Below are 19,348 nucleotides of genomic sequence, written 5' to 3'. Positions count from 1 at the left end.
CAGAGGGCTAATTTTGGTCTAGTATTGGCACAGCGCATAATAAAATCAGGGAGTTACCCATGAGCGATGGCGACAGCGGTGCTAATACAAAGAACAGCACCAACAACAAGCCCAAAAAGGTCAACAAAAAGGTTTACGAAGCTAAGCTCAAAGCGCTTCAGGTCGAACTGGTTAAACTGCAGCAATGGGTTAAGCAGCAAGGGCTGAAAGTCGTGGTGGTGTTTGAAGGCCGCGACGCCGCCGGCAAAGGCGGGGTTATCAAGCGCATCACCGAAAAGCTCAATCATAGGGTAGTTCGAGTGGTGGCACTGGATAAACCCACCGAAAAAGAACAAACCCAATGGTACTTCCAGCGCTACGTGGCGCATTTACCCAGTGCCGGTGAGATAGTCCTATTTGACCGCTCTTGGTACAACCGCGCTGGTGTTGAGCGGGTCATGGGCTTTTGCACCGACGAAGAGTACGAAGAGTTTTTGCGCTCTTGTCCTGAGTTTGAACGCATGCTGCAACGCTCGGGCATTATTCTGTTGAAGTACTGGTTCTCCGTATCCGACGAAGAGCAAGAAAAGCGCTTTTTAGAGCGCATACACACCCCGGAAAAATCTTGGAAGTTCAGCCCGATGGATCTGGAATCACGCAGCCGTTGGATGCAGTACTCTCGCGCCAAAGACCAAATGATGGCCTACACGGACACCAAGAGCTGCCCTTGGTACGTGGTAGAGGCCGACGATAAGCGCTCGGCGCGCTTAAACTGCATTAACCACCTACTAAGCCAAGTCACTTACAACGACATCCCTTACGAGATCCTCGACCTACCCCCCATCGACAAAACCGGTTATGTACGTGCCCCCATGGACACTCAGACCTTTGTGCCGGATATCTTTGACGAGCCCGAGCAAGACGTCACCCTGCCGTCTGTGACAGCGCAGGATTGAAGCCCTAACCGCCTAAGTGCAAAAAAGATTTAAACCTTTTTTGCACTTGGCTGTGTCTTACTTTCAAAGCCAACACGAGACAGCACAGTGAGCGTGACTCAGCTAAATCCGCAGGCACAAGTCAGCGAAGAACAACAAAACGAATGGATACAGGCGGCCCAGCGCGGTGACGTGCAAGCCTTTCAGTCTTTGTATCGCGTTCATTTGGGACGGATTTACGCCCTTTGTTATCGCCTCGCCGGAGATGCCGATTTAGCTCAGGACTTTTGCCAAGACGCCTTTATTCGAATCTGGCAAAAGCTGTCGATGTTTAACGGTGAAAGTCGCTTTAGTACCTGGGCGCACCGACTGACGGTTAACTTGTGTTTGAACAAGCTAAAAGCGCAAAAGACCTGGTGGCAGCGCTTTGTGCCAATGGACAGCGCTCCCGAGGCGCAGGCCAGCGTCGACCCAAACACCTTCAACGGTGTCGACAAGCTGCTGCCTAAGCTGCCTCAACAAGCGCGGGTGGTATTCGTGCTACACGCGGTGGAAGGCTACAAGCACACAGAGGTGGCGCAAATGCTGAACATTCAGGAAGGTACTTCAAAAGCCCAGTACCACCGCGCCCGAAAATTACTGCAGGAGATGTTGAAATGAGCCAGCAAAATAACGACTTACATTCGGCCATCGACCAAATGCCAGAGCAACTGCAGCCGAACAAAGATTTGTGGCCCGCGATTGAGCGCGCCATCGACACTCCTGCGCAAGCGCCTGTCGCAGCCAACCACGGCCCGTGGAAAGGCATAGCAATAGCCGCAAGCCTGGCGCTGGTGAGTGTCGTTAGTTTTCTTGGCGGTCAACAATTTAGCAATAGTGGCAACGACACCACTCAGTCACTTGCGCTGCTGACCCTATTGCAACAACAGCACCAGCAAGCGTTAGCGGTGCAAGGTCGCGGTCAATTCTCCAGCACGCTCACCAGTGCTCAGACCCAAGACCCATTGTACGCCGGCATTGAAGAGGTACGCCAAGGAGCGAAAACCGTGCTGGCTCAGTTGCAACAAGACCCGAACAACCTGGAGTTACTGCAGCTTTGGTTGTGGCTGCAGCAACGCGAACTGGAACTGGTTAATCAGGCCCAAAGCCAACGTTTGACCCGAACCTAAATTGACTCTCAGCGAAACGAATTTTAATAAGGATAAATCATGAAAATTGCAGTGTTACTCAGTAGCTTGATGCTGGCTCTGCCAAGCTGGGCCCAAGACGTCGACAAGAGCTTGCCCATCAATAGCGGCTCCGATGTACGCATTGAAGTGCCCCGTGGTGAGCTAAAAATGGTGGTTGGTCAGAGCGACCAGATACGCGTTAGCGGCACGCTAGACGAGATGGCCGAAGAGTTGATATTCGAGCAGCAAGGCAACGCGATTGTGGTCGAAGTGCGCATGCCTGGAAAGTGGCGCGGCAACAACAAGGACGGCTCTAACTTAACCATTGAAATGCCAGCTGAAGTAAATCTGGACGCCAGTGGCGTATCGACCAACATTCGCGCCAAAGGTTTTAGCGGCGATATCGACATCAGCACAGTCAGTGGCGAACTAATGGCTTCCGAGCTCAATGGCAAGATTGGCGTTAACACAGTCTCTGGCGATTTAACTTTGCGCAACAGCCAAGGTCGAGTCCGCATTGAAGCAGTCTCTGGCGAGATTGTTGAGGCAGGTACCCAAGGCCGCTTGATCATGCGCAACGTCAGCGGGGATATCACCTCCACCAATGATGCCGAAGAGGTTAGCCTAGAAACCGTCAGCGGTGACGTGGAAATGCGCTCAGGCAAGGCGGCAGAAATGACCCTTCGCAGCGTTAGCGGTGATATGGAGCTAGCGCTTAAAGGTGAAGGCGACTACCGTTTGAGTTCTGACTCGGTATCCGGCGATATGGAACTAAGCGTCAACAAAAGCCTAGCCGGTTCGATTCGCTTCTTTGCCAACGCGGGTGGCAAGATTAAGAACCGAGTATCCGACGACAAGCCGGTGAAGCAAAAGTACGGCCCATCGTCTGACTTGGAGTTTGAGTTGGGACAAGGCAGCAGCAAGCTCAACATTACGACCTTAAGTGGCACCATGGAAATCAGCTACCACTAACGCCAATGACACACAAAAAAGGGCAATCAATTGATTGCCCTTTTGTTTTTTTAAGGTTCTGGCCCCGATAGGCGTTTACAGCTTCTCAGCGCAGTAAAAAACAGTTAGCTAGTCTGCGTCTGTTAACTGTGCTGAACCTAACGAGAACCTAATAGGCGGATAGTGCATTCCAGCCACCGAGTATTCCATCTGATACTTACCCGCCTGTAGCTCGTTGTCATCTAACACCAATAGGCCTTGCTCACTAGTATTGTAAACTCGGGCCATTTTGCTAGTAACGAAGTGTAGTTTTTCCCCATCATCCAATGAGTCTACTCGGTAGAGTTTGGCGTCGAACGAGAATGTGTCATTCCAAAAGTTTTTCACATTGAGCGCTGGGGAGCGACCGTTTTCACTGACCCAAGCTACTTCGTCTGTGTCGCTAGCAACTGCGGTGAAGCCCTCACCGTCGAGATAACCAAACTCAACCTGAAACTCGCTCTTTATTGCCTTTCGTATGCTGTGTTGTTTGGCCTCCAGCTTCATGCTCTTGCGCAAAAACTTGTCGAGTTTGAGATAAAAGTCCACGGCGTTACCTCGATATCTAAACCCGTGAATCTCATTCTTGTAAAAGATTGGTGTATATGGCTTTTTATGCAAATCTAGCATTTGCTTCATTCGCAAATAATGCTCCTGATCGACAGTGGGATCTTTCCCCCCTTGAGCTAACAGCAAAGGGACTCTGAGTTGGTCGATTTGATACACAGGGGAATACTCCATCATTTGGGCTAACTGAGTATCTGGATTTCCAACAATTTGCGTCAGTAGCTGCTTGTGGTGAGCGTTTTGCGAGACCCCGAATTCGGTAAACAACAAAGGTATATCTGTCACTCCCGCATACGAGGCAACACAGTGGTAGAGTTCAGGCCGGTGCAGGCCGTTAATCAAAGCCGAGTAACCTCCGTAACTGATACCGTAGATGCATACTTTGCTTCCATCGACTCGACCACTATCTAATACCTGACGCGTTACCGCCTCAATATCTTCTTCGATGAGTCGTCCCCACTGCCCTTTGCCTTTCTCCAAAAAAGCTTTACCAAAACCCGAAGAGCCTCGGTAGTTTGGCTGTAACACCGCGTACCCCAAACCGGCCAACATTTGCACGTGTTCATCAAAGTAACGAGTGTCCCGCACCGCAATCGGCCCACCATGAGGCACCACCAGCAAGGGGGGAATGCCTTTGATTGGGTGAGTTGGAATCGTCAGATACGACTCCATCTCGGTACCATCAGCAAATTCAGTGACGACCACCTCGGTCTTACTAAAAGGCACTTGGCTCAACCAAGGCCGCTGGTCTGCTAGCAGCATAAACTCATTACTGGCTGCTAAGTGCAAGTAGAATTGGCCGGGCTGCTGATTACCGTGGATGAAGTAAACCGTAACTTGGCTGTCCTGGCTGTAATCCACCACTGTTGCAGTGGCGCCATCAAATAAGGCGCTAACCGACTCATGAGAACTGTCATCCTGATCGTCGAAATAGTGAGTTTGTAACAACCCGCCTTCGAGATAGGTGACACCTAACACTCTGTTTTGCTGTGGGTTTAGTCGAACACCAGACAAGTCTTTGCCTTCAATCCCAATCACTTTTTCCAGAAACGACTTTCGCTTTACGTCGAAACGATACAATGACGCATAGTTATCAATCTGATTGGAAATGACCCACAAAACATCTTTGCTCTCGTCCCATAACACAGGGATAAACTGAGTATTGTTGCTCCCTTCCCACACTAGATTCCATCCGCGACGTTTGCGGTATTTCACCCACACTTTTCGCTTATCCTCGACTGAGGCTGCGGCCATCGTAAGGCGTCCGCGATTATCCGTGCCCCAAAACCCTGCAATAGGTGCGTTGTTTTTGTTTAAACGTTTTGTCGCTCGCATTGAGGACTTGATGTCTTTGTCGTTCAAATTCACCTTGAACACGTGGTGCTTACCTTCGTACCAACGACCAAGAATAACCGTGTCCTTGAGTTCTGGTAGCGCGTTGATCAGATGAGCGCCGCGGTAAACGAGCTCAGTACCATCGGCCTTTATTCGACCGTTTTCCATCTTTAGTTCAAGCTTGGTCAAGCGACGCTTTCGCTTTTCCAACAATTCGAACACAAGTGTATTGTCATCTGCCCATTCGTAATCTGCGACACCACTTTGTCCCGCGATAACATCAAAGGTAAGTACTAAGCTGTCCGTTAAAGCTTGGGTATCAATAAAGCGCAGTTCGGCTTTTCTGGGGTTGCTATCTAGATAACTGACATAACGGCCATTGGGGGAAACACGATAGGCCTGATATTGATTGCCTCTGAAAAGAGCTCTAGCTAAGGAGTAGCCGTTTTCCATATCCACCTGTGCGTCAGACAGAGGTTGAGCTGCCACTGATGTGGGACGACCCAAACTCAAGCACAGTACCAACAAAAGCCAATAACGCTTACTCATGTTGGTTCCCTTCTACTTCCGGCGCGGCTGGACTTTTAGAAGAGCTTTCAGCTGTTTTGTTAGCACGCCAAAACGTCTCTAAGTACGGATCTGTACCTTGACCCGAGTACACCAGAGGATACTTGTCGAGAAAATCGGCGCAGCACTTGTTGAGTTCTTGGTAGATCTGCGAAGAGCGATTGACGAATGTACTACCGCCGGTAAGGTTTCTGGGATTCAAAGTGATACTGACGTGACCGCCATAATTGAGCGTTCCAGACTGGACATTCAGACTGAAAAAATCTTCGTATATTCGGAAGCGAATTCGTGAATTACCGCGGACTTCCTTCCAGTAGTATCGGCCTTGTTCAAGTTTGACAATGTGTAGATTGGCGCCTCCGACTATACCCTTCATGCTATAGCCAGACTGGAAAGCCTCGTCAGCGCTCAGACGCATGGATTCGGGTAAAGCCCCATACATTTCCACCCAAAGCACCGCATATCCCTCATCAGGTGCCAGAGTTTCCAGCTCGGGTTTTACGACCTCAACGCCAGCAAACAGTTTGGAGCTTAGCAATATCATACTTGCTCCAAGAAGCATTCGGTACAAGAGTACCCTAAGCGAGATTTTCACGACCATTCCTTGTCTTAAGCGGTTAATCCATAAGCAGTTGCTAAGCTAACATGCAATAATAAATTGTTTTCTTCAACAACTCCGAGTGTCGCGCCTATGAGCCTCAATATGGATTTCTCGGTCAACTTGACCATCGATTTGGATACACAAGAGTGGCAAGACAGCCCTGCCCCCGGCGTACAACGCAAACCACTTGAGCGGGAGGCCGCCGAGCATGGCCACGCCACCAGCTTGGTGCGTTATGCCCCCGGCAGTCGCTTTAGCGAACATAAACATCCGTTGGGTGAAGAGCTACTGGTTCTTGAAGGAGTGTTTAGCGACGAGCACGGCCACTATGTAGAGGGCAGCTATATCAGAAATCCACCGGGCAGTGCCCACAGTCCCTACAGCGAGCCTGGCTGCCTGCTTTTTGTGAAACTTCAGCAAATGCCGGCGGAGGAGAATCAGACCATTCGAGTGGATACTGGCAAACAAGGCTGGCAAACCACTCCAAGCCAAGTGTTGCGGCAAAACTTATTTGATTCGAACTACGAACAGGTGTCTTTGTTCGCCTTTGATAGCGGCCAATCGATAACACTGACGACGGATTGCGGCTGTGAAATGCTGCTAATCGAGGGTGCTGTCAGCGCCAATCAGCAGCAACAACAGTCGTTGAGCTGGAATCGCTTTGGACCTAATCAATCTATCGAGCTGCAAGCACAGCAAAAATCCTTGATATGGCTAAAGCGCCACAAACAGCCTAGGTAAAAAAAACGCCGCTAGGATGCGGCGTAAAAAGGGGTTTTGGCAAAGCTTATTTGGCGGTTAGACGGACATCGCCCACCCCCACATCAACCTTGACTTCAGTGTCGCCCTGGCCACGGTAACTGTAGTCGCCACCAACGACATGACGATTCTCAGAGCCATTGATGTCAGCACTCACACTCACATCGCCGACACCGGCAGCTAGCTTAACCTGGCTGTAATCCGGGTGCGCGCCATCGACACGTACGCTACCCACACCCATGTCCACATTGATGTCACCCTCAACTCCGTTGATGCGGGCATCGCCAACACCAATGTCCAAGTTAAAGGCCATAGATTGCGGCAGGTACACGGTCCATGCTTGGTTCACGTCTTCCTGCTCGTTCAATTCGATTCGAGTCACGCCATTGCTGCGATTAACCACCACTTCTAGATCTTGGCGAACTTTGTCTTTCTTAAACCAACCCCAGCCGTTGTTCGAAGGTTTTACTTCGACTTCGTAGCGAATTTGGTCGTCATCGCTGGCTTTCACTTTGACTTCGCCAACACCCACATCCAAGTGCAAGGTTTGGTTCTGTGCAGTAAACGCATCAGCAAAGCGAACGCTTTCCTCGGCGTTAACGGTAAATGCGGTGGCGGCAATCAAGGTGGCAATGGCTGCAGTTTTCATGTTTTTCCTTCCTAGATGGATTCTTTCAACTCTGTATGCCAAGACTATTACAAGGCCTATGCCAAGATTAAAAAGTCATTTTTATCAATAAGTTAACCAAACCTTGCGTGAACTCCACAAAAGTGGTTCACAAATAATTAGCGAATATCCTCATTTTTTGGTGAGCTTCAAAACAAAAACACCTTGGCCAAAGGCACAAGGTGTTTTTTAGATTTCGAGCTAAAGTCGAACTTAGAACAAGTAGCGAACGCCTACTTTCACCTGCCAAGCAGAGCGGTGAACGTCGAACATGTTCCAGTTTTGCGAGTTGACGAAGCGAGGATCTGAAGAGTAAACCAACTGACCAGTGCTCTCGTCTACATCAAAGCGGCCAATGCTCTTGTTGCCAAAGTTCTGGTACTTCACGTGACCCCAGTCTTTGTTCAACAAGTTCAGTACGTTACGCACGTCTACGTATAGCAAACCTTTGTGTTCTTTGGTGAAACCAGGAATTTCCTGAGTCACGCGGAAGTCCAAAGTGTTTACCCAAGGCTGGTTAAGCGCACCTTTTGGTACGAAACCACCAGCGTACTTGCCTAGGCCCAACTCGTTAACCGTCTTCATGAAGTGGTTGTAGTCGGCTTCAGACTTAAAGCGTACGTTTGGATCGTTCGGACCGGTCGGAATGTACGGCAAGTATGCATTTGAGCGGCTGTCACAAACGCTGTTCTGTTCGCCTGGCATACAGCCGTGCATGGTGATGTTAAGCGGGTTGCCCTGCTTAGCTTCGAAGAACAGGTTAAAGCCAGTGTTGTAACCGTCGAAGAACTGCTTGTCGTAGCCCATGGTCAGGGTAAAGCGCTGTGGAGTTTCCCACATACCTGGACCCAAGGTGGTGCCGTTGCGATCTACACCAACCACAGGGAACTTGTAGTTAGAGTTGGCAATCGCAGAAGAGCCTTGGTTGCCTTCTTCGATGCGATTTAGCGCGTATACACCGCGAATGCGGAAGCCACTATCCCACTCTTTAGCTAGCGAGAAGCTCAAGTTCTGGCTCTTGCCATCGCGCTCAGCATTAGTCAGCATCAAGTCGCGACGATCGGTGTAGCCACCTTTACCGTCAGGACCACCAATTGGGTCCCAAGGACGAGAAATCACACGGCCGGTGCCATCAACCATGCGACCGCTTTCCGGGTGAAGGCGAGTCAGGTCAACCCAACGTACGTCGTTTTCACGCTGAATGTGCAAGTACTCAGTACCGAAGAACCAGTCTTTGCCCATAAAGCCAAGGTCAACTTCGCCTTCCAGCGCTAGGCTGAAGCGATAGTCAGACGGTAGCTTGAAGTTAGGGTCTAGCGAGTCTACGTTACCGTCGCCTTGTGGCAACTGGTCGCGAATGCCAGCCGGTGGAGTGAAGTCGTTAATTGGACCCCAATCTTTGTCCCACTCGACATTGACGCTGCGCACGCGAGTACCGTCGTTAGAGAATGAGTTAGACATCCAAACGTTCGGGTAACCGCCGCTAAAGCGCCCAATACCACCGCGAAGAACCATGTCGTTCTCTAGGAAGTATTTAAAGCCAACACGCGGCAAGAAGATCTCTTTACCGTCCATAGTGGCGGTGTTAGAGAAACCGTAGCGCTTAACAAAGTTGGCGTTTTCGGTTGGCTTGGCATCCATACCAACGCGCTCGTAACGAACACCTGCGGTCAACTCTAGGTTGTCGGTTGGCATCCAGTTGTCTTCAAGGAACAAGGCTGTGGTCTTCATGTCGAACTTAGCACCCACTGAACGTGGATCATCAGTAGGACCTACCGCGTACTTGAAGCGAGATGGAATCCCCTTCTCGAAATCTTCGATTGAAGCAAACTCCCAGGTACCCAGGGTGTGCGGGGCAAACGCGTTGTAGATGTCTACGTCGTTGTGCTGAACACCGAAGGAAATCTCGTGGTCACCCAGCATGTAGTTGGCGGCGAAACGCAGTTCTAGGTTGCGGTTGTCCAACTCGTTTGAGTGAGAGTTTTGCTCGGTACCAAAGTTAACTCGACCGTTGCCAGTCTCTACTGATACCTGACCAATGTTCATTGGAGTCACTGGGTTACGACGAGACTCTACGTCTTTGTAGGCAACCTTGATTTCGGTATTGAAGTCGCTGCTCCAATCCGAGTACAAGTTGAACGCGTGAGAGTTCAGAGTCTCTTGTTTGTTGTACCAGTTGCTCGACAGGTTCAAATCGCGCTTGCTGCGAGGAATGGTGTTGTTGGTCACGTTACCAATAGTGCGCTGGTAGGTGTACGAAGCACGGTGGTCGTCGTTGATGTTCCAATCCAACTTGGCCAGAAGCTTCTCGTCTTGCTCGATAGGCTTGGCAGTCCAGCCACCGATATCGTCAAGACCGTAACGCTCTTTGGCGATCTTTTGAATGCGCTCAGCGTCTTCCTTGGTCACGCCTGACTCATTAGAATAGCCAGCGCCTTTAGGGCCAAAGGTGGTGCCTTTTGGTGCGTTAAAACGCTCGTAAGCACCGAAGAAGAACAGCTTGTCTTTCACCAGTGGTAGGCCGATAGAGCCGCCCATGGTGGTTTCGCTGAAGTCTTGACGGTTGCCTTCTTTGCCAGTTTGCGGGTTATAAACACGACCGGCTAGCTGATCACCCGTGTGCTCAGCGAAGAAAGAACCCTTAACTTCGTTGGTGCCCGATTTGGTTACCGCGTTAATTTGGGCACCGGAGAAGCCGCCGTACTTAGCAGAGAACGGCGAGGTATTCAGCGCAACGCTCTCTACCGCTTCTAGCGAAATTGGTGAACGTTGGGTTGGGTAACCGTTTGAGTTCAAGCCGAAATCATCGTTTTGCTGAACACCGTCAACAACGAATGAGTTGAACTTAGGGTTAAGACCCGCAACTGATAGTGACTTGCCGTCGTTGCCAACAACCGCCAATGGGTTTTGACGAACTACGTCTTTCAGGTCACGGCTGATGCCTGGTGCGTTAGCAATTTCCTTAGCACCGTACTCGCTGTTCGACGATGCAGACTGGTAAACCTTAGCGTTACCAGTCACCGCAATGCGCTCGATACCCGAGCTCGCTACTTCAGCGTTTAGGGTGCGATTGAATCGCAGGGTTTCGCCCAAGTTGATGTACAAGCCTTCGGCGTAATCATCTTGGTATTCGTCAGAGTCGACGACAATGGCGTATGGACCACCCACGCGAAGGCCACGTGCGTTGAATTTGCCTTCTTCGTTGACCTCAACCTCAGTAACGGTTCCGGTCGGTTGGTGAATGATAGTGATCTTCGCATCGGTTACCGCACTGCCGTCGTCGGCCACAATGGCACCACGGATGTTTGAAGCGGTTTCAGAAGCGTGTGCAGGAAGTGCAGCACCTAGCGCAAGGGCAACTGCAAACGACAGGTTGGTCAGTCGCTTATTTCCAAGATTCATACTGTTTGTTCTCAACTCAGCTGTATTTGGGTTTTATCGGAAACTTTGGGTTTCCACGCGATTCGGTGCTGAAAGTCAGGCAACCGAGAGTTTTGCGGGCGGCATACTAATGAGCTGAGGCGGAACTTAAAAGCCACAATTTGGCGGCCAAATCACACACATTTGGCTCTTAAGAAAAATCTCTTAACCATGAATTAACAGAGAGCTAGCCTTTGGGGGCGCAAAGCAAAACAACTGGCCGAAGTGAGGCTTGTTTATAATTTGTACAAAGCGTTCAAGTAAGGGTCCGAGCCAAACCTGCTAACTGATTGGTTTGTCGAGTAGAATGCCGTTCCACGGCGCTAAACGTTTGCAATGATTTTGGTTAACTTGCTGATATTGCTAAGTTAAGCGATTGATAATAAATAGAAGTGGTTCACAAAACTTTATGGAAGTTCCACAAAAAATTTTAAGTGACGCTAATTTAGCCGCATTGAACCAGAGCAGTTCAAATCTGGAAGGCTTATTCAGCAAAAAGCCCCACCAAAGGGCGGGGCTCAATGTGGGTCAGACCGAAATCTGACTCTGCTCAAGGCAGCTCGAAATTAACGAGTGCGTGGGCAGATTTCTTCTTCGCTGAAGAAGTAAGAGATTTCGCGAGCAGCAGATTCTGGAGCGTCAGAACCGTGACAAGCGTTCTCATCGATGCTGGTAGCGAAGTCAGCGCGCAGAGTACCGCGAGCAGCTTCAGCTGGGTTAGTTGCACCCATGATTTCACGGTTAGCAAGGATTGCGTTTTCGCCTTCCAATACTTGAACCATGATTGGACCAGAGGTCATGAAGTCAACCAAAGCGCCAAAGAAAGGACGCTCAGAGTGCTCAGCGTAAAAACCTTCAGCTTGTTCACGGCTCAGGTGCACCATTTTAGAAGCAACGATTTTCAAACCAGCAGATTCGAAACGAGCGTAGATAGCGCCGATGTTGTTAGCAGCTACTGCGTCAGGCTTAACGATAGAAAAAGTACGTTCGATGGCCATTTCAGGATCCTTCAATATTTTATTCGAGATAATAAATTCGGCACGGAGTATAAAAGATACGGGTTAAAATTCCTATCACTGCCAATGAATTTCGCGGGATCTAGCTCAGATTTTGCTGAACCCTTGTTAGACCGCGTCTTTGACTAGTCCATCTCATCTAGCCAACACTGCAAAATTGCCTCTAAGATTGCTTCATTACTGGCGTTGGGATCGTCATCGAATTCATCCAGAGCTAACACCCACGCATGCAGATCGGTAAAGCGCATTTTTAACGGGTCTTGATCTGGGTGGGCGTCAATCAGTGCCAGCGCAATCTCAAGTGAATCGGTCCATTTAAGTGCCATGTGAACTCCCCTTGTAAGCAGTTCACATAGCTTAGAACAATTAGCTGGCTTCGGCTCGAATCTGAGGTTGCACAGGCGCTTGCGCTCGTACTCGAGTAATCCCGTAGCCAATCACTGCCAGTCCCATCGCCAACCCCATGGTGGCCGCCACCGCGTTTAGACCAAACGACTCCAACTGAGCGCTAACCAAAGCACTAGCGCCAAAGCACAACATAGTTTGCAGAAAGTTCAGCAGACCCGCGGCGGTCGCACTGCAATCGCCAAACGGCTGTAAAGCGCGGTTAATGATCAGCGGATACAGAGCACCATTGGCCACTGCCATTAAACAGAATGGGATTAGCACAGGGATAATACTGTCGGGCTTAAGTGCAAACACCACCGCCACGACAGCCGTCACCGCAAGGCTAAACAAAGCAAGGAAGGCGGGTAACAATTGAGCTGAGCTAAAGCGTTTAAGCAGCGCACGACAACCAAAGCCACCGGCTAAGAAAGCCATGGTCTGTGGGACAAAGCTCAAACCAATGTCGGTAGGCTGATAGCCCATGTTGTGCATCACAAACGGCATGCCGGTCAAAAACGCAAAGAAAGCAGCACTACAGGCAGCGAACATCAGGGTGTGACCGCTGAATGTGGTCGAACTAAGCAAGCGCGGATAGTTAGTAGCCAGCTGCTGCCATAGGTTTTGGCTGCGATCCAACGCCGGTGCGCTTTCGCTTTGCTTATGGGTCATCAACATCAAAGCACAGGTTAGCGCCACTAGAAATACGAAAATCCAACGCCAGCCCAGCTGCTCTTCGACAAAAGCGCCTAACAAAGGTGCCAAGGCTGGGGACAAGGCCACGAGCGGCATAACAGTGGCAAACACTCGCTCAGCAGTTGCGCCTTGGTGGCGGTCGATCACCACCGCTTGCCAGATCACTGTCGCACTACAGGCACCAAGCGCTTGCAGGAAGCGCGCGAATAGCAGACCTTCGACGGATGGACTCATGGCGCAGGCTAGGCTGGCAATCAAGGTTAATGCCAAACCGCCTTGCAGTACTTTAATACGACCAAAGCGGTCGGACAGTGGGCCGTAAACCAGCTGACCAACCGCCATTCCCAATAGGAACACGGACAGGGTCAAACCAATCATGGTTTCACTGGTAGCGAACTCATTGCGCAAGCTATCAAACGCGGGCAAGTACATATCGGTGGCGATAAAGCCCAGCATGCTCAATCCGGCAAACCAAATCATGGTTGCACGTGAAATCTGCGATTCCATCAAAAAATCTCATCAAATCTAATTGCGCGACAGTTTAATGGCCCACAAGACTAAGTTGAAACGCTATAATTTGAAGCATGTTTCAAAAAATTTGATTTCATATGTTTTCCTATCAAGATTTGCGCCTAGTACTGAGCGTTGCTCAGCACCAGAGCTTTAGTGCTGCAGCACAAGAGCTACACAAAGTCCCCAGCGCCATTAGCTACTCGGTAAAGACCCTTGAGCAGGCGCTAGGTGCGCAACTGTTTGAGCGGCGTCACCGCCAGGTGACCCTCACCGAAGCCGGCCACTATTTTGTGGGCGAGGCACAGCGGCTGCTCAAACAAATGGACGAGGTTCGCTACCAAACCCAAAGAATTGCCAATGGTTGGCATCAAAGCGTCAAATTGGCCTTGGACAACGTGGTGCGACCGGCGCCAGTTAACCAGCTGGTTCGGGATTTTCACCAGGCATTTCCCGAGGTGGAGCTGAGGATCTCCATGGAGGTTTACAACGGGGTGTGGGATGCACTGGCCGATGAGCGCGCAGACATCGCCATCGGAGCCACTGCTGCTGTGCCGGTAGAAGGGCCTTTTGCCTCACGGCCAATGGGGGAGCTTAAGTGGTTGTTTGTGGTGGCGGCTGCGCATCCTCTAGCGGAGTTGGATGGGCCTTTGAGTGATTCGCAGGTGGCGGGTTATCCGTCGATTTGCCTTGAAGACACTTCTCGCAGTTTGAACAAGCGCACCACTTGGTTAGTGGATCACCAACGGCGCTTAGTGGTGCCCAATTGGAGTGCGGCAATCGAGTGCTTTGTGGCGGGGTTAGGAGTTGGCGTAATGCCTGAGCATTTGGCTCTGCCCTTGGTGGAGTCGGGTAAGTTGGTGGTTCGCGAGTTGGAGCGGCCTTTGGCAGATAGCCCTTGCTGTTTGGCTTGGAACGTGGGGAATGAGTCTGGGGCTTTGGCTTGGTTATTGGAGTATTTGGGAGATAGCGAGGAGTTGGGGAGGGTTTGGTTGTGAAGGGGACAGTCCCCTTGCCTTCATATTGGTTTAATCCACTAAAGTTTGAACACTCAATTTCGTTTAATAATGAGCAGGTCCTGAGGAAAGGGACTGTCCCCGAAGCTAATAGCTAGTAGCTTTTTTCCTGCTCTTCGAAGCGAGTCAGCATAGGACAGTCCCTTTTTACCAGTTCCGAGCCAACTCCCAAATCATCTGGTGAGCCAACAACATCTCTTCGAGCCATTACCGACTCCCAGGGGACTGTCCCTTACTCCAACTCCGTGCAACCAGCCAGTATGCAAAAGATAGATAGGGGACAGTCCCCTCGCCTTCACATTGGTTTATTCCACGAGAGTAAAAACACTCAATGTCTTATAAAAATGAGCAGTCCCAGAGAAAAGGGACTGTCCCGTGCGGAGGTGGGCCGAAGAGATGCGCAAAAGAGATGGTTCGAAGAAAGGCTAATAAGCCACTCTGCAACCAAAAAAGGAGCCAAAGGCTCCTTTTTTTCTAGGGGACAGTCCCCCTGACATTCACTTTGGTCTAGTCCACTACAGTAAGAACACTCAAAGACCTATAACAATGAGCAGATCCTGAGAAAAGGGACTGTCCCTTAAGCTACTGCGCTACAGGGAAATTCTGCTCGGTACCCAAGCTATTCTGCAAAGTCACATTAGCCCGTTCAGTCTCCGGATTAGCAATTGCCACACCCTCGTACTTCTCTGGGTCCATATCACCATCGGCACTACAGCTAAAGGCCACTACATAGTCGCCAGGGGCAATAAACCCAAAGTGATAGCCATAGCCGTTCTCACCGTCTTCTTTCACACCGGTAGAGGCAATAGGAGCTACCACATCCTCTGGCGCTTCGGTGTCAACCGCTGGGTCGAACTCATCACCGAGGATAGCGTCTTCCGCCAGCGGCGCTTCGTACAAATAAACGAAGCTGGTTTGGTGGTCGCTGTTATCTTCACAGCCAACGCCTGCAGTAAACAGGCTCGGCTCAACTTTACCGAACAATGAGCTGACGGTTGAGTTATCCAGAATGCGTACGCCGTGCGGCTTGAGGTTATAGCCTGCACCACCTGCGGTCATGGTCATTGACTGACGCAAGTTAAACTCAATGGTATAGGCCTGTACACCATCGCTTGAAACACTAAAGTCACCCAGTCTTAGCTTGTTGCTTGGGGTCTTGAGCGGCTTGATGCCTTCTAGGTCTTCCACGTAGCAATGCTCAGCACTGCCATTGTGGTTTTGAGCACACTCATAGGTATGCAAGGTGAAGTCGGTATAGTCGCCAACCGGCAGCTCAACGTTCGAAATAATTAAACGGCTCTCACCGTCTTGGTAGTTGAGCAAGTCCACTTTCGCCACGGTCTCGTTACCGTCTTCACCGTTAACCGGCAAGTCGTAAGTCGTTCCGTCCGAGTGGCGCAAGCTTATCGCCGCGTAGCTAACCACGACTTGATTGGCAAAATCCACAGGAGCGTCAGACACAGAGAAGCTGACAATAGCGGTTGCAGGGACTGGTGGTGGGTTGTTAACTGAACTGGAATCGCTGCACCCAGCCATTGCGATAGCAACTGAGCTCAGAGCGAAGGTTTTAATTAGAGCGCGCATGGAAATCTCCTTGTATCGTTATTTGGACTTCCTGATTTTGTTTGGAGCTAGGGTATTCGGCTTACTATCACTGGACTAGCTGATTTTTTCGAACTGTTTAAGGATAGCAGGTGGGTGAGTAGCGGGTAATTGCTTATTGGCTTATTAGCGGCTCTTCGAACCACCTCTTTTGCGCATCTCTTCGGCCCACCTCCGCTCGGGACAGTCCCTTTTCTCTGGGACTGCTCATTATTTGAGGATATAGGGTGTACTTACTTTGGTGGATGAAACCTGTATGAAGGTGGGGGGACTGTCCCCTATCTATCTTTTGCGTATTGGCTTATTGACGGCTCTTCGAACCACCTCTTTTGCGCGTCTCTTCGAGCCACCTCCGCACGGGACAGTCCCTTTTCTCAGGGACTGCTCATTTATTTAGAGTGTTGAGTGTTTTAACTTTGGTGGATGAAACCTGTATGAAGGTGGCGGGGACTGTCCCCTATCTATCTTTTGCTTATTGGCGGCTCTTCGAACCACCTCTTTTGCGCATCTCTTCGGCCCACCTCCGCACGGGACAGTCCCTTTTCTCTGGGACTGCTCACTATTAGAGGATATTGGGTGTTCTTACTTTGGTGGATGAAACCTGTATGAAGGCGGGGGGACTGTCCCCTATCTATCTTTGCATACTGGCGAGTAGCACGGAGTTGGAGTAAGGGACAGTCCCCTGGGAGTCGGTAATGGCTCGAAGAGACGGGGTTGGCGCCCCGGATAATTTAGGAATTTGCTCGGAATTGGTAAAAAGGGACTGTCCTATGCTGACTAGCTTCGAAGAGCAGGACAAAAGCCACTAGCCAGTTGCTCTGCTAATAGCTATTCCCCCAACGCCTTCTTCCCCACAAACCATCCAATCCCCAAAGTCATCAACACTGCGCCAATCGCAAACCCAGGCTGCGCCATCTGATTCCCAAAGTGCATCAACAAGGTCGACGGGCTAAACCAAAACACAAACGCCGGCATCGCCAACGTCCCCACACCATCAATGTGTAGCATTGGCGTGACACTCACCAAGCAAAACAGCACAAACCAAGGCACCCGCTTTGCGCCACCCGGCAGCAAACGCCAAGCAATGGCCAACAAAAATACTAAGACTGTTACGATAACTAATTGAAAAAGGAGGCTGACAAGCATGAATTATTAGTCTCAAAGGATTTCGACAAGCATTCTGTTAGTTTAACCTAATAGCAAGATTTTTCTGAGTTTTGGCGCACACTTACACCGACTGACATACACTTAAGTCGCCTGCTACCGCTTGCCACGCTCAGCCATGAGGAGCCTTTATGTACCGTCGCTTCGAGAATTTCACAGAAGCCCTTCCCGACCGCGAGTTGCAGCAACCCCCATCCAAACTCATGGCGTTTTGCCGCTACTACACCAAGGGGTTTGAAAAACCGCTCGTGGTGATGTCGCTGCTGACAGCCTTGTTGGCAATCCTTGAGGTGTCCCTATTTGGCTTTATGGGCCAACTGGTGGACTGGCTAGTAGCGCGCACGCCCGAAACTTTGTGGCAAGAAGAAGGCAACAAGCTAATCGCCATTGGCGCGCTACTGTTGATTGGTATGCCAACCCTAATTGCCCTGCACGCCCTATTGGTCCACCAAACCTTGCTGGGCAACTACCCCATGTCGATCCGCTGGTTGGCACACAGGTATCTGCTTCGCCAAAGCGTGTCCTTTTACCAAAACGATTTCGCTGGACGGATTGCCACCAAGGTGATGCAAACCTCACTGGCTATTCGTGAATCCGTGATGAAGCTGTTGGACGTCATGGTGTATATCTCAGTGTACTTTGGCACCATGGTAGTGATGATAGCGGCGGCTGATTGGCGCATGGTGATCCCCATGTTGGTTTGGCTAATGGCCTACATTTGCCTACAGCTTTACTTCATTCCCAAGCTCAAGCGAGTCTCCACCGAACAAGCGGATGCCCGCTCGGTAATGACAGGCCGAATTGTCGACAGCTACACCAACATCAATACGGTCAAGTTATTCGCCCATACCGAGCAGGAAGCCAAATACGCCCAAGACAGCATGAGCGACTTCCTAGATACAGTTTATCGCCAGATGCGACTGGCGACGGGGATTAACGTCGGCGTGCAAGTGATTAACTACATGCTGGTGTTCACTATCGCCGCAATGGCGATTTGGCTGTGGCACGATAACCTGATTTCCATCGGTGCTATCGCCCTGTCTGTCAGTCTGGTACTGCGCTTAAACGGCATGGCTCAGTGGATCATGTGGGAAATCAGCTCCCTATTTGAAAACATAGGTACTGTAGCTGATGGCATGGCTACCCTTAGCCAACCCACCAGTATCCAAGACAAACCCCAAGCGCCAGCGCTGGAGGTTAGCCAAGGCCGTATCGATTTTGAAAAAATCAGCTTTCACTACGATGACGACCAACAAGGGGTGATCAACGAACTATCGCTAGCCATCGCCGCCGGTGAGAAAGTGGGCTTAGTGGGACGCAGCGGCGCGGGTAAATCGACACTGGTCAACTTGCTGCTGAGATTCCACGACCTAGAAAAAGGCCAAATCCGCATCGACGGCCAAGATATTAGCGAGGTCAAACAAGACTCTTTGCGCGCGCAGATAGGTATGGTGACCCAAGATACCTCACTGCTGCATCGCTCTATTCGCGAAAACATTCTCTACGGTAAACCGGATGCCAGCGAAGAGGAGCTCAAATACGCCAGCGAACGCGCGCAAGCGGATGAGTTTATCAATACCCTCACCGACCACAATGGCAACCAAGGTTACGATGCTCAAGTCGGCGAGCGCGGGGTTAAACTCTCCGGTGGCCAGCGCCAACGAATTGCGATTGCACGAGTACTGCTGAAAGATGCGCCGATTCTAGTGCTAGATGAGGCCACCTCGGCGCTCGACTCCGAGGTAGAAGCGGCCATTCAAGAGAGCCTGTACCAACTGATGGAAGGCAAAACCGTCATTGCGATTGCGCATCGTCTGTCGACGATTGCGGCAATGGACCGGCTGATAGTGCTGGATCAGGGCAAAATCGTTGAGCAAGGCACCCACGCTGAGCTGATTAACGGCGATGGCATCTATGCGCAACTGTGGGCGCACCAGACCGGTGGCTTCTTGGGACTCGACTAGCCACCGA

16 protein-coding genes are annotated in these 19,348 nt (G+C 50.6%); 7 read left to right on the top strand and 9 right to left on the bottom strand.

Translation table 11 applies throughout. The features are described from left to right. Positions 1-59 precede the first annotated feature (59 nt). The 4 genes from ppk2 to CLC93_RS09955 all read left to right on the top strand — a co-directional run bounded on the left by ppk2 (position 60) and on the right by CLC93_RS09955 (position 3,055). A complete protein-coding gene (ppk2, locus tag CLC93_RS09970) occupies positions 60-935 on the top strand; it encodes a polyphosphate kinase 2 (RefSeq protein WP_095505823.1) in 876 nt (291 codons plus the stop codon). 87 nt (positions 936-1,022) lie between these two features. Then, positions 1,023-1,574, top strand: coding sequence for an RNA polymerase sigma factor (locus CLC93_RS09965; protein ID WP_245837139.1), 552 nt, complete (start codon positions 1,023-1,025; stop codon positions 1,572-1,574). Beyond that, positions 1,571-2,083, top strand: a complete 513-nt coding sequence (locus tag CLC93_RS09960) for a hypothetical protein (protein WP_095505822.1) — start codon at positions 1,571-1,573, stop codon at positions 2,081-2,083. Before CLC93_RS09965 ends, CLC93_RS09960 begins: the two co-directional genes overlap by 4 nt. Positions 2,084-2,122: 39 nt before the next feature. Continuing rightward, the gene (locus CLC93_RS09955) at positions 2,123-3,055 is read left to right on the top strand and encodes a DUF4097 family beta strand repeat-containing protein (RefSeq protein WP_095505821.1); all 933 of its coding nucleotides are present in this window, start codon (positions 2,123-2,125) and stop codon (positions 3,053-3,055) included. A gap of 108 nt (positions 3,056-3,163) precedes the next feature. Here the strand turns inward: CLC93_RS09955 and CLC93_RS09950 are convergent, their stop codons facing one another. Further along, positions 3,164-5,524 (bottom strand): alpha/beta hydrolase family protein, encoded by a 2,361-nt coding sequence (locus tag CLC93_RS09950; protein ID WP_095505820.1) that lies wholly within the window; start codon positions 5,522-5,524, stop codon positions 3,164-3,166. Beyond that, positions 5,517-6,080: a hypothetical protein gene (locus CLC93_RS09945; RefSeq protein ID WP_141237377.1), complete on the bottom strand. Its 564-nt coding sequence runs from the start codon at positions 6,078-6,080 to the stop codon at positions 5,517-5,519. The genes CLC93_RS09950 and CLC93_RS09945 overlap by 8 nt, the downstream gene beginning before the upstream one ends. Before the next feature lie 165 nt (positions 6,081-6,245). Between CLC93_RS09945 and CLC93_RS09940 the strand changes: the two genes are divergently transcribed. Further along, the gene (locus tag CLC93_RS09940) at positions 6,246-6,884 is read left to right on the top strand and encodes a cupin domain-containing protein (protein WP_245837138.1); all 639 of its coding nucleotides are present in this window, start codon (positions 6,246-6,248) and stop codon (positions 6,882-6,884) included. Positions 6,885-6,930: 46 nt separating this feature from the next. On the opposite strand, the gene CLC93_RS09935 is transcribed toward CLC93_RS09940, so the two are convergent. The 5 genes from CLC93_RS09935 to punC form a co-directional block, all read right to left on the bottom strand. Continuing rightward, positions 6,931-7,551 (bottom strand): hypothetical protein, encoded by a 621-nt coding sequence (locus tag CLC93_RS09935; RefSeq protein ID WP_095505817.1) that lies wholly within the window; start codon positions 7,549-7,551, stop codon positions 6,931-6,933. A 231-nt stretch (positions 7,552-7,782) separates the two neighbouring features. Continuing rightward, entirely contained in the window at positions 7,783-10,971 is a 3,189-nt protein-coding gene (locus CLC93_RS09930) for a TonB-dependent receptor (protein WP_095505816.1), read from the bottom strand. A gap of 584 nt (positions 10,972-11,555) precedes the next feature. Then, positions 11,556-11,987 carry a nucleoside-diphosphate kinase gene (gene ndk, locus CLC93_RS09925; RefSeq protein ID WP_095505815.1) on the bottom strand — a complete coding sequence of 144 codons (432 nt, stop codon included), beginning with the start codon at positions 11,985-11,987 and terminating at the stop codon, positions 11,556-11,558. A 143-nt stretch (positions 11,988-12,130) separates the two neighbouring features. After that, entirely contained in the window at positions 12,131-12,331 is a 201-nt protein-coding gene (gene iscX, locus CLC93_RS09920) for a Fe-S cluster assembly protein IscX (RefSeq protein WP_095505814.1), read from the bottom strand. A 40-nt stretch (positions 12,332-12,371) separates the two neighbouring features. Beyond that, positions 12,372-13,592 (bottom strand): purine nucleoside transporter PunC, encoded by a 1,221-nt coding sequence (punC, locus tag CLC93_RS09915; protein WP_095505813.1) that lies wholly within the window; start codon positions 13,590-13,592, stop codon positions 12,372-12,374. Between the two features lie 101 nt (positions 13,593-13,693). On the opposite strand from punC, the gene punR reads away from it, so the two are divergent. Beyond that, positions 13,694-14,593 carry a DNA-binding transcriptional activator PunR gene (gene punR, locus CLC93_RS09910; RefSeq protein WP_095505812.1) on the top strand — a complete coding sequence of 300 codons (900 nt, stop codon included), beginning with the start codon at positions 13,694-13,696 and terminating at the stop codon, positions 14,591-14,593. A gap of 600 nt (positions 14,594-15,193) precedes the next feature. Here punR and CLC93_RS09905 read toward each other — a convergent pair. Continuing rightward, complete coding sequence (locus CLC93_RS09905) at positions 15,194-16,195, bottom strand: DUF4382 domain-containing protein (RefSeq protein ID WP_095505811.1); 1,002 nt, start codon at positions 16,193-16,195, stop codon at positions 15,194-15,196. Positions 16,196-17,041: 846 nt separating this feature from the next. After that, positions 17,042-17,359: a hypothetical protein gene (locus CLC93_RS09900; RefSeq protein WP_095505810.1), complete on the bottom strand. Its 318-nt coding sequence runs from the start codon at positions 17,357-17,359 to the stop codon at positions 17,042-17,044. A 149-nt stretch (positions 17,360-17,508) separates the two neighbouring features. Between CLC93_RS09900 and CLC93_RS09895 the strand changes: the two genes are divergently transcribed. Then, on the top strand, positions 17,509-19,341 hold the full coding sequence (locus CLC93_RS09895) for an ABC transporter ATP-binding protein (protein ID WP_095505809.1): 1,833 nt from the start codon (positions 17,509-17,511) through the stop codon (positions 19,339-19,341). Positions 19,342-19,348: the final 7 nt, after the last annotated feature.

Origin of the sequence: Paraferrimonas sedimenticola (assembly GCF_002282855.1) — a bacterium.
GTDB classification, from domain to species: Bacteria; Pseudomonadota; Gammaproteobacteria; order Enterobacterales; family Shewanellaceae; genus Paraferrimonas; species Paraferrimonas sedimenticola.
The sequence above is the reverse complement of the archived record's forward strand: the minus strand, read 5'-3'. Positions and strand labels throughout refer to the sequence as shown.

Excerpts from the sequence above, each read along its gene's own strand:
- CLC93_RS09895 (WP_095505809.1), top strand. The coding sequence starts at position 17,509 with ATGTACCGTCGCTTCGAGAATTTCACAGAAGCCCTTCCCGACCGCGAG.
- ppk2 (WP_095505823.1), top strand. The coding sequence starts at position 60 with ATGAGCGATGGCGACAGCGGTGCTAATACAAAGAACAGCACCAACAAC.
- ndk (WP_095505815.1), bottom strand. The coding sequence starts at position 11,987 with ATGGCCATCGAACGTACTTTTTCTATCGTTAAGCCTGACGCAGTAGCT.
- CLC93_RS09950 (WP_095505820.1), bottom strand. The coding sequence starts at position 5,524 with ATGAGTAAGCGTTATTGGCTTTTGTTGGTACTGTGCTTGAGTTTGGGT.
- CLC93_RS09960 (WP_095505822.1), top strand. The coding sequence starts at position 1,571 with ATGAGCCAGCAAAATAACGACTTACATTCGGCCATCGACCAAATGCCA.
- CLC93_RS09930 (WP_095505816.1), bottom strand. The coding sequence starts at position 10,971 with ATGAATCTTGGAAATAAGCGACTGACCAACCTGTCGTTTGCAGTTGCC.
- CLC93_RS09940 (WP_245837138.1), top strand. The coding sequence starts at position 6,246 with ATGGATTTCTCGGTCAACTTGACCATCGATTTGGATACACAAGAGTGG.
- CLC93_RS09905 (WP_095505811.1), bottom strand. The coding sequence starts at position 16,195 with ATGCGCGCTCTAATTAAAACCTTCGCTCTGAGCTCAGTTGCTATCGCA.
- punC (WP_095505813.1), bottom strand. The coding sequence starts at position 13,592 with ATGGAATCGCAGATTTCACGTGCAACCATGATTTGGTTTGCCGGATTG.
- CLC93_RS09900 (WP_095505810.1), bottom strand. The coding sequence starts at position 17,359 with ATGCTTGTCAGCCTCCTTTTTCAATTAGTTATCGTAACAGTCTTAGTA.
- iscX (WP_095505814.1), bottom strand. The coding sequence starts at position 12,331 with ATGGCACTTAAATGGACCGATTCACTTGAGATTGCGCTGGCACTGATT.
- CLC93_RS09955 (WP_095505821.1), top strand. The coding sequence starts at position 2,123 with ATGAAAATTGCAGTGTTACTCAGTAGCTTGATGCTGGCTCTGCCAAGC.
- CLC93_RS09935 (WP_095505817.1), bottom strand. The coding sequence starts at position 7,551 with ATGAAAACTGCAGCCATTGCCACCTTGATTGCCGCCACCGCATTTACC.
- punR (WP_095505812.1), top strand. The coding sequence starts at position 13,694 with ATGTTTTCCTATCAAGATTTGCGCCTAGTACTGAGCGTTGCTCAGCAC.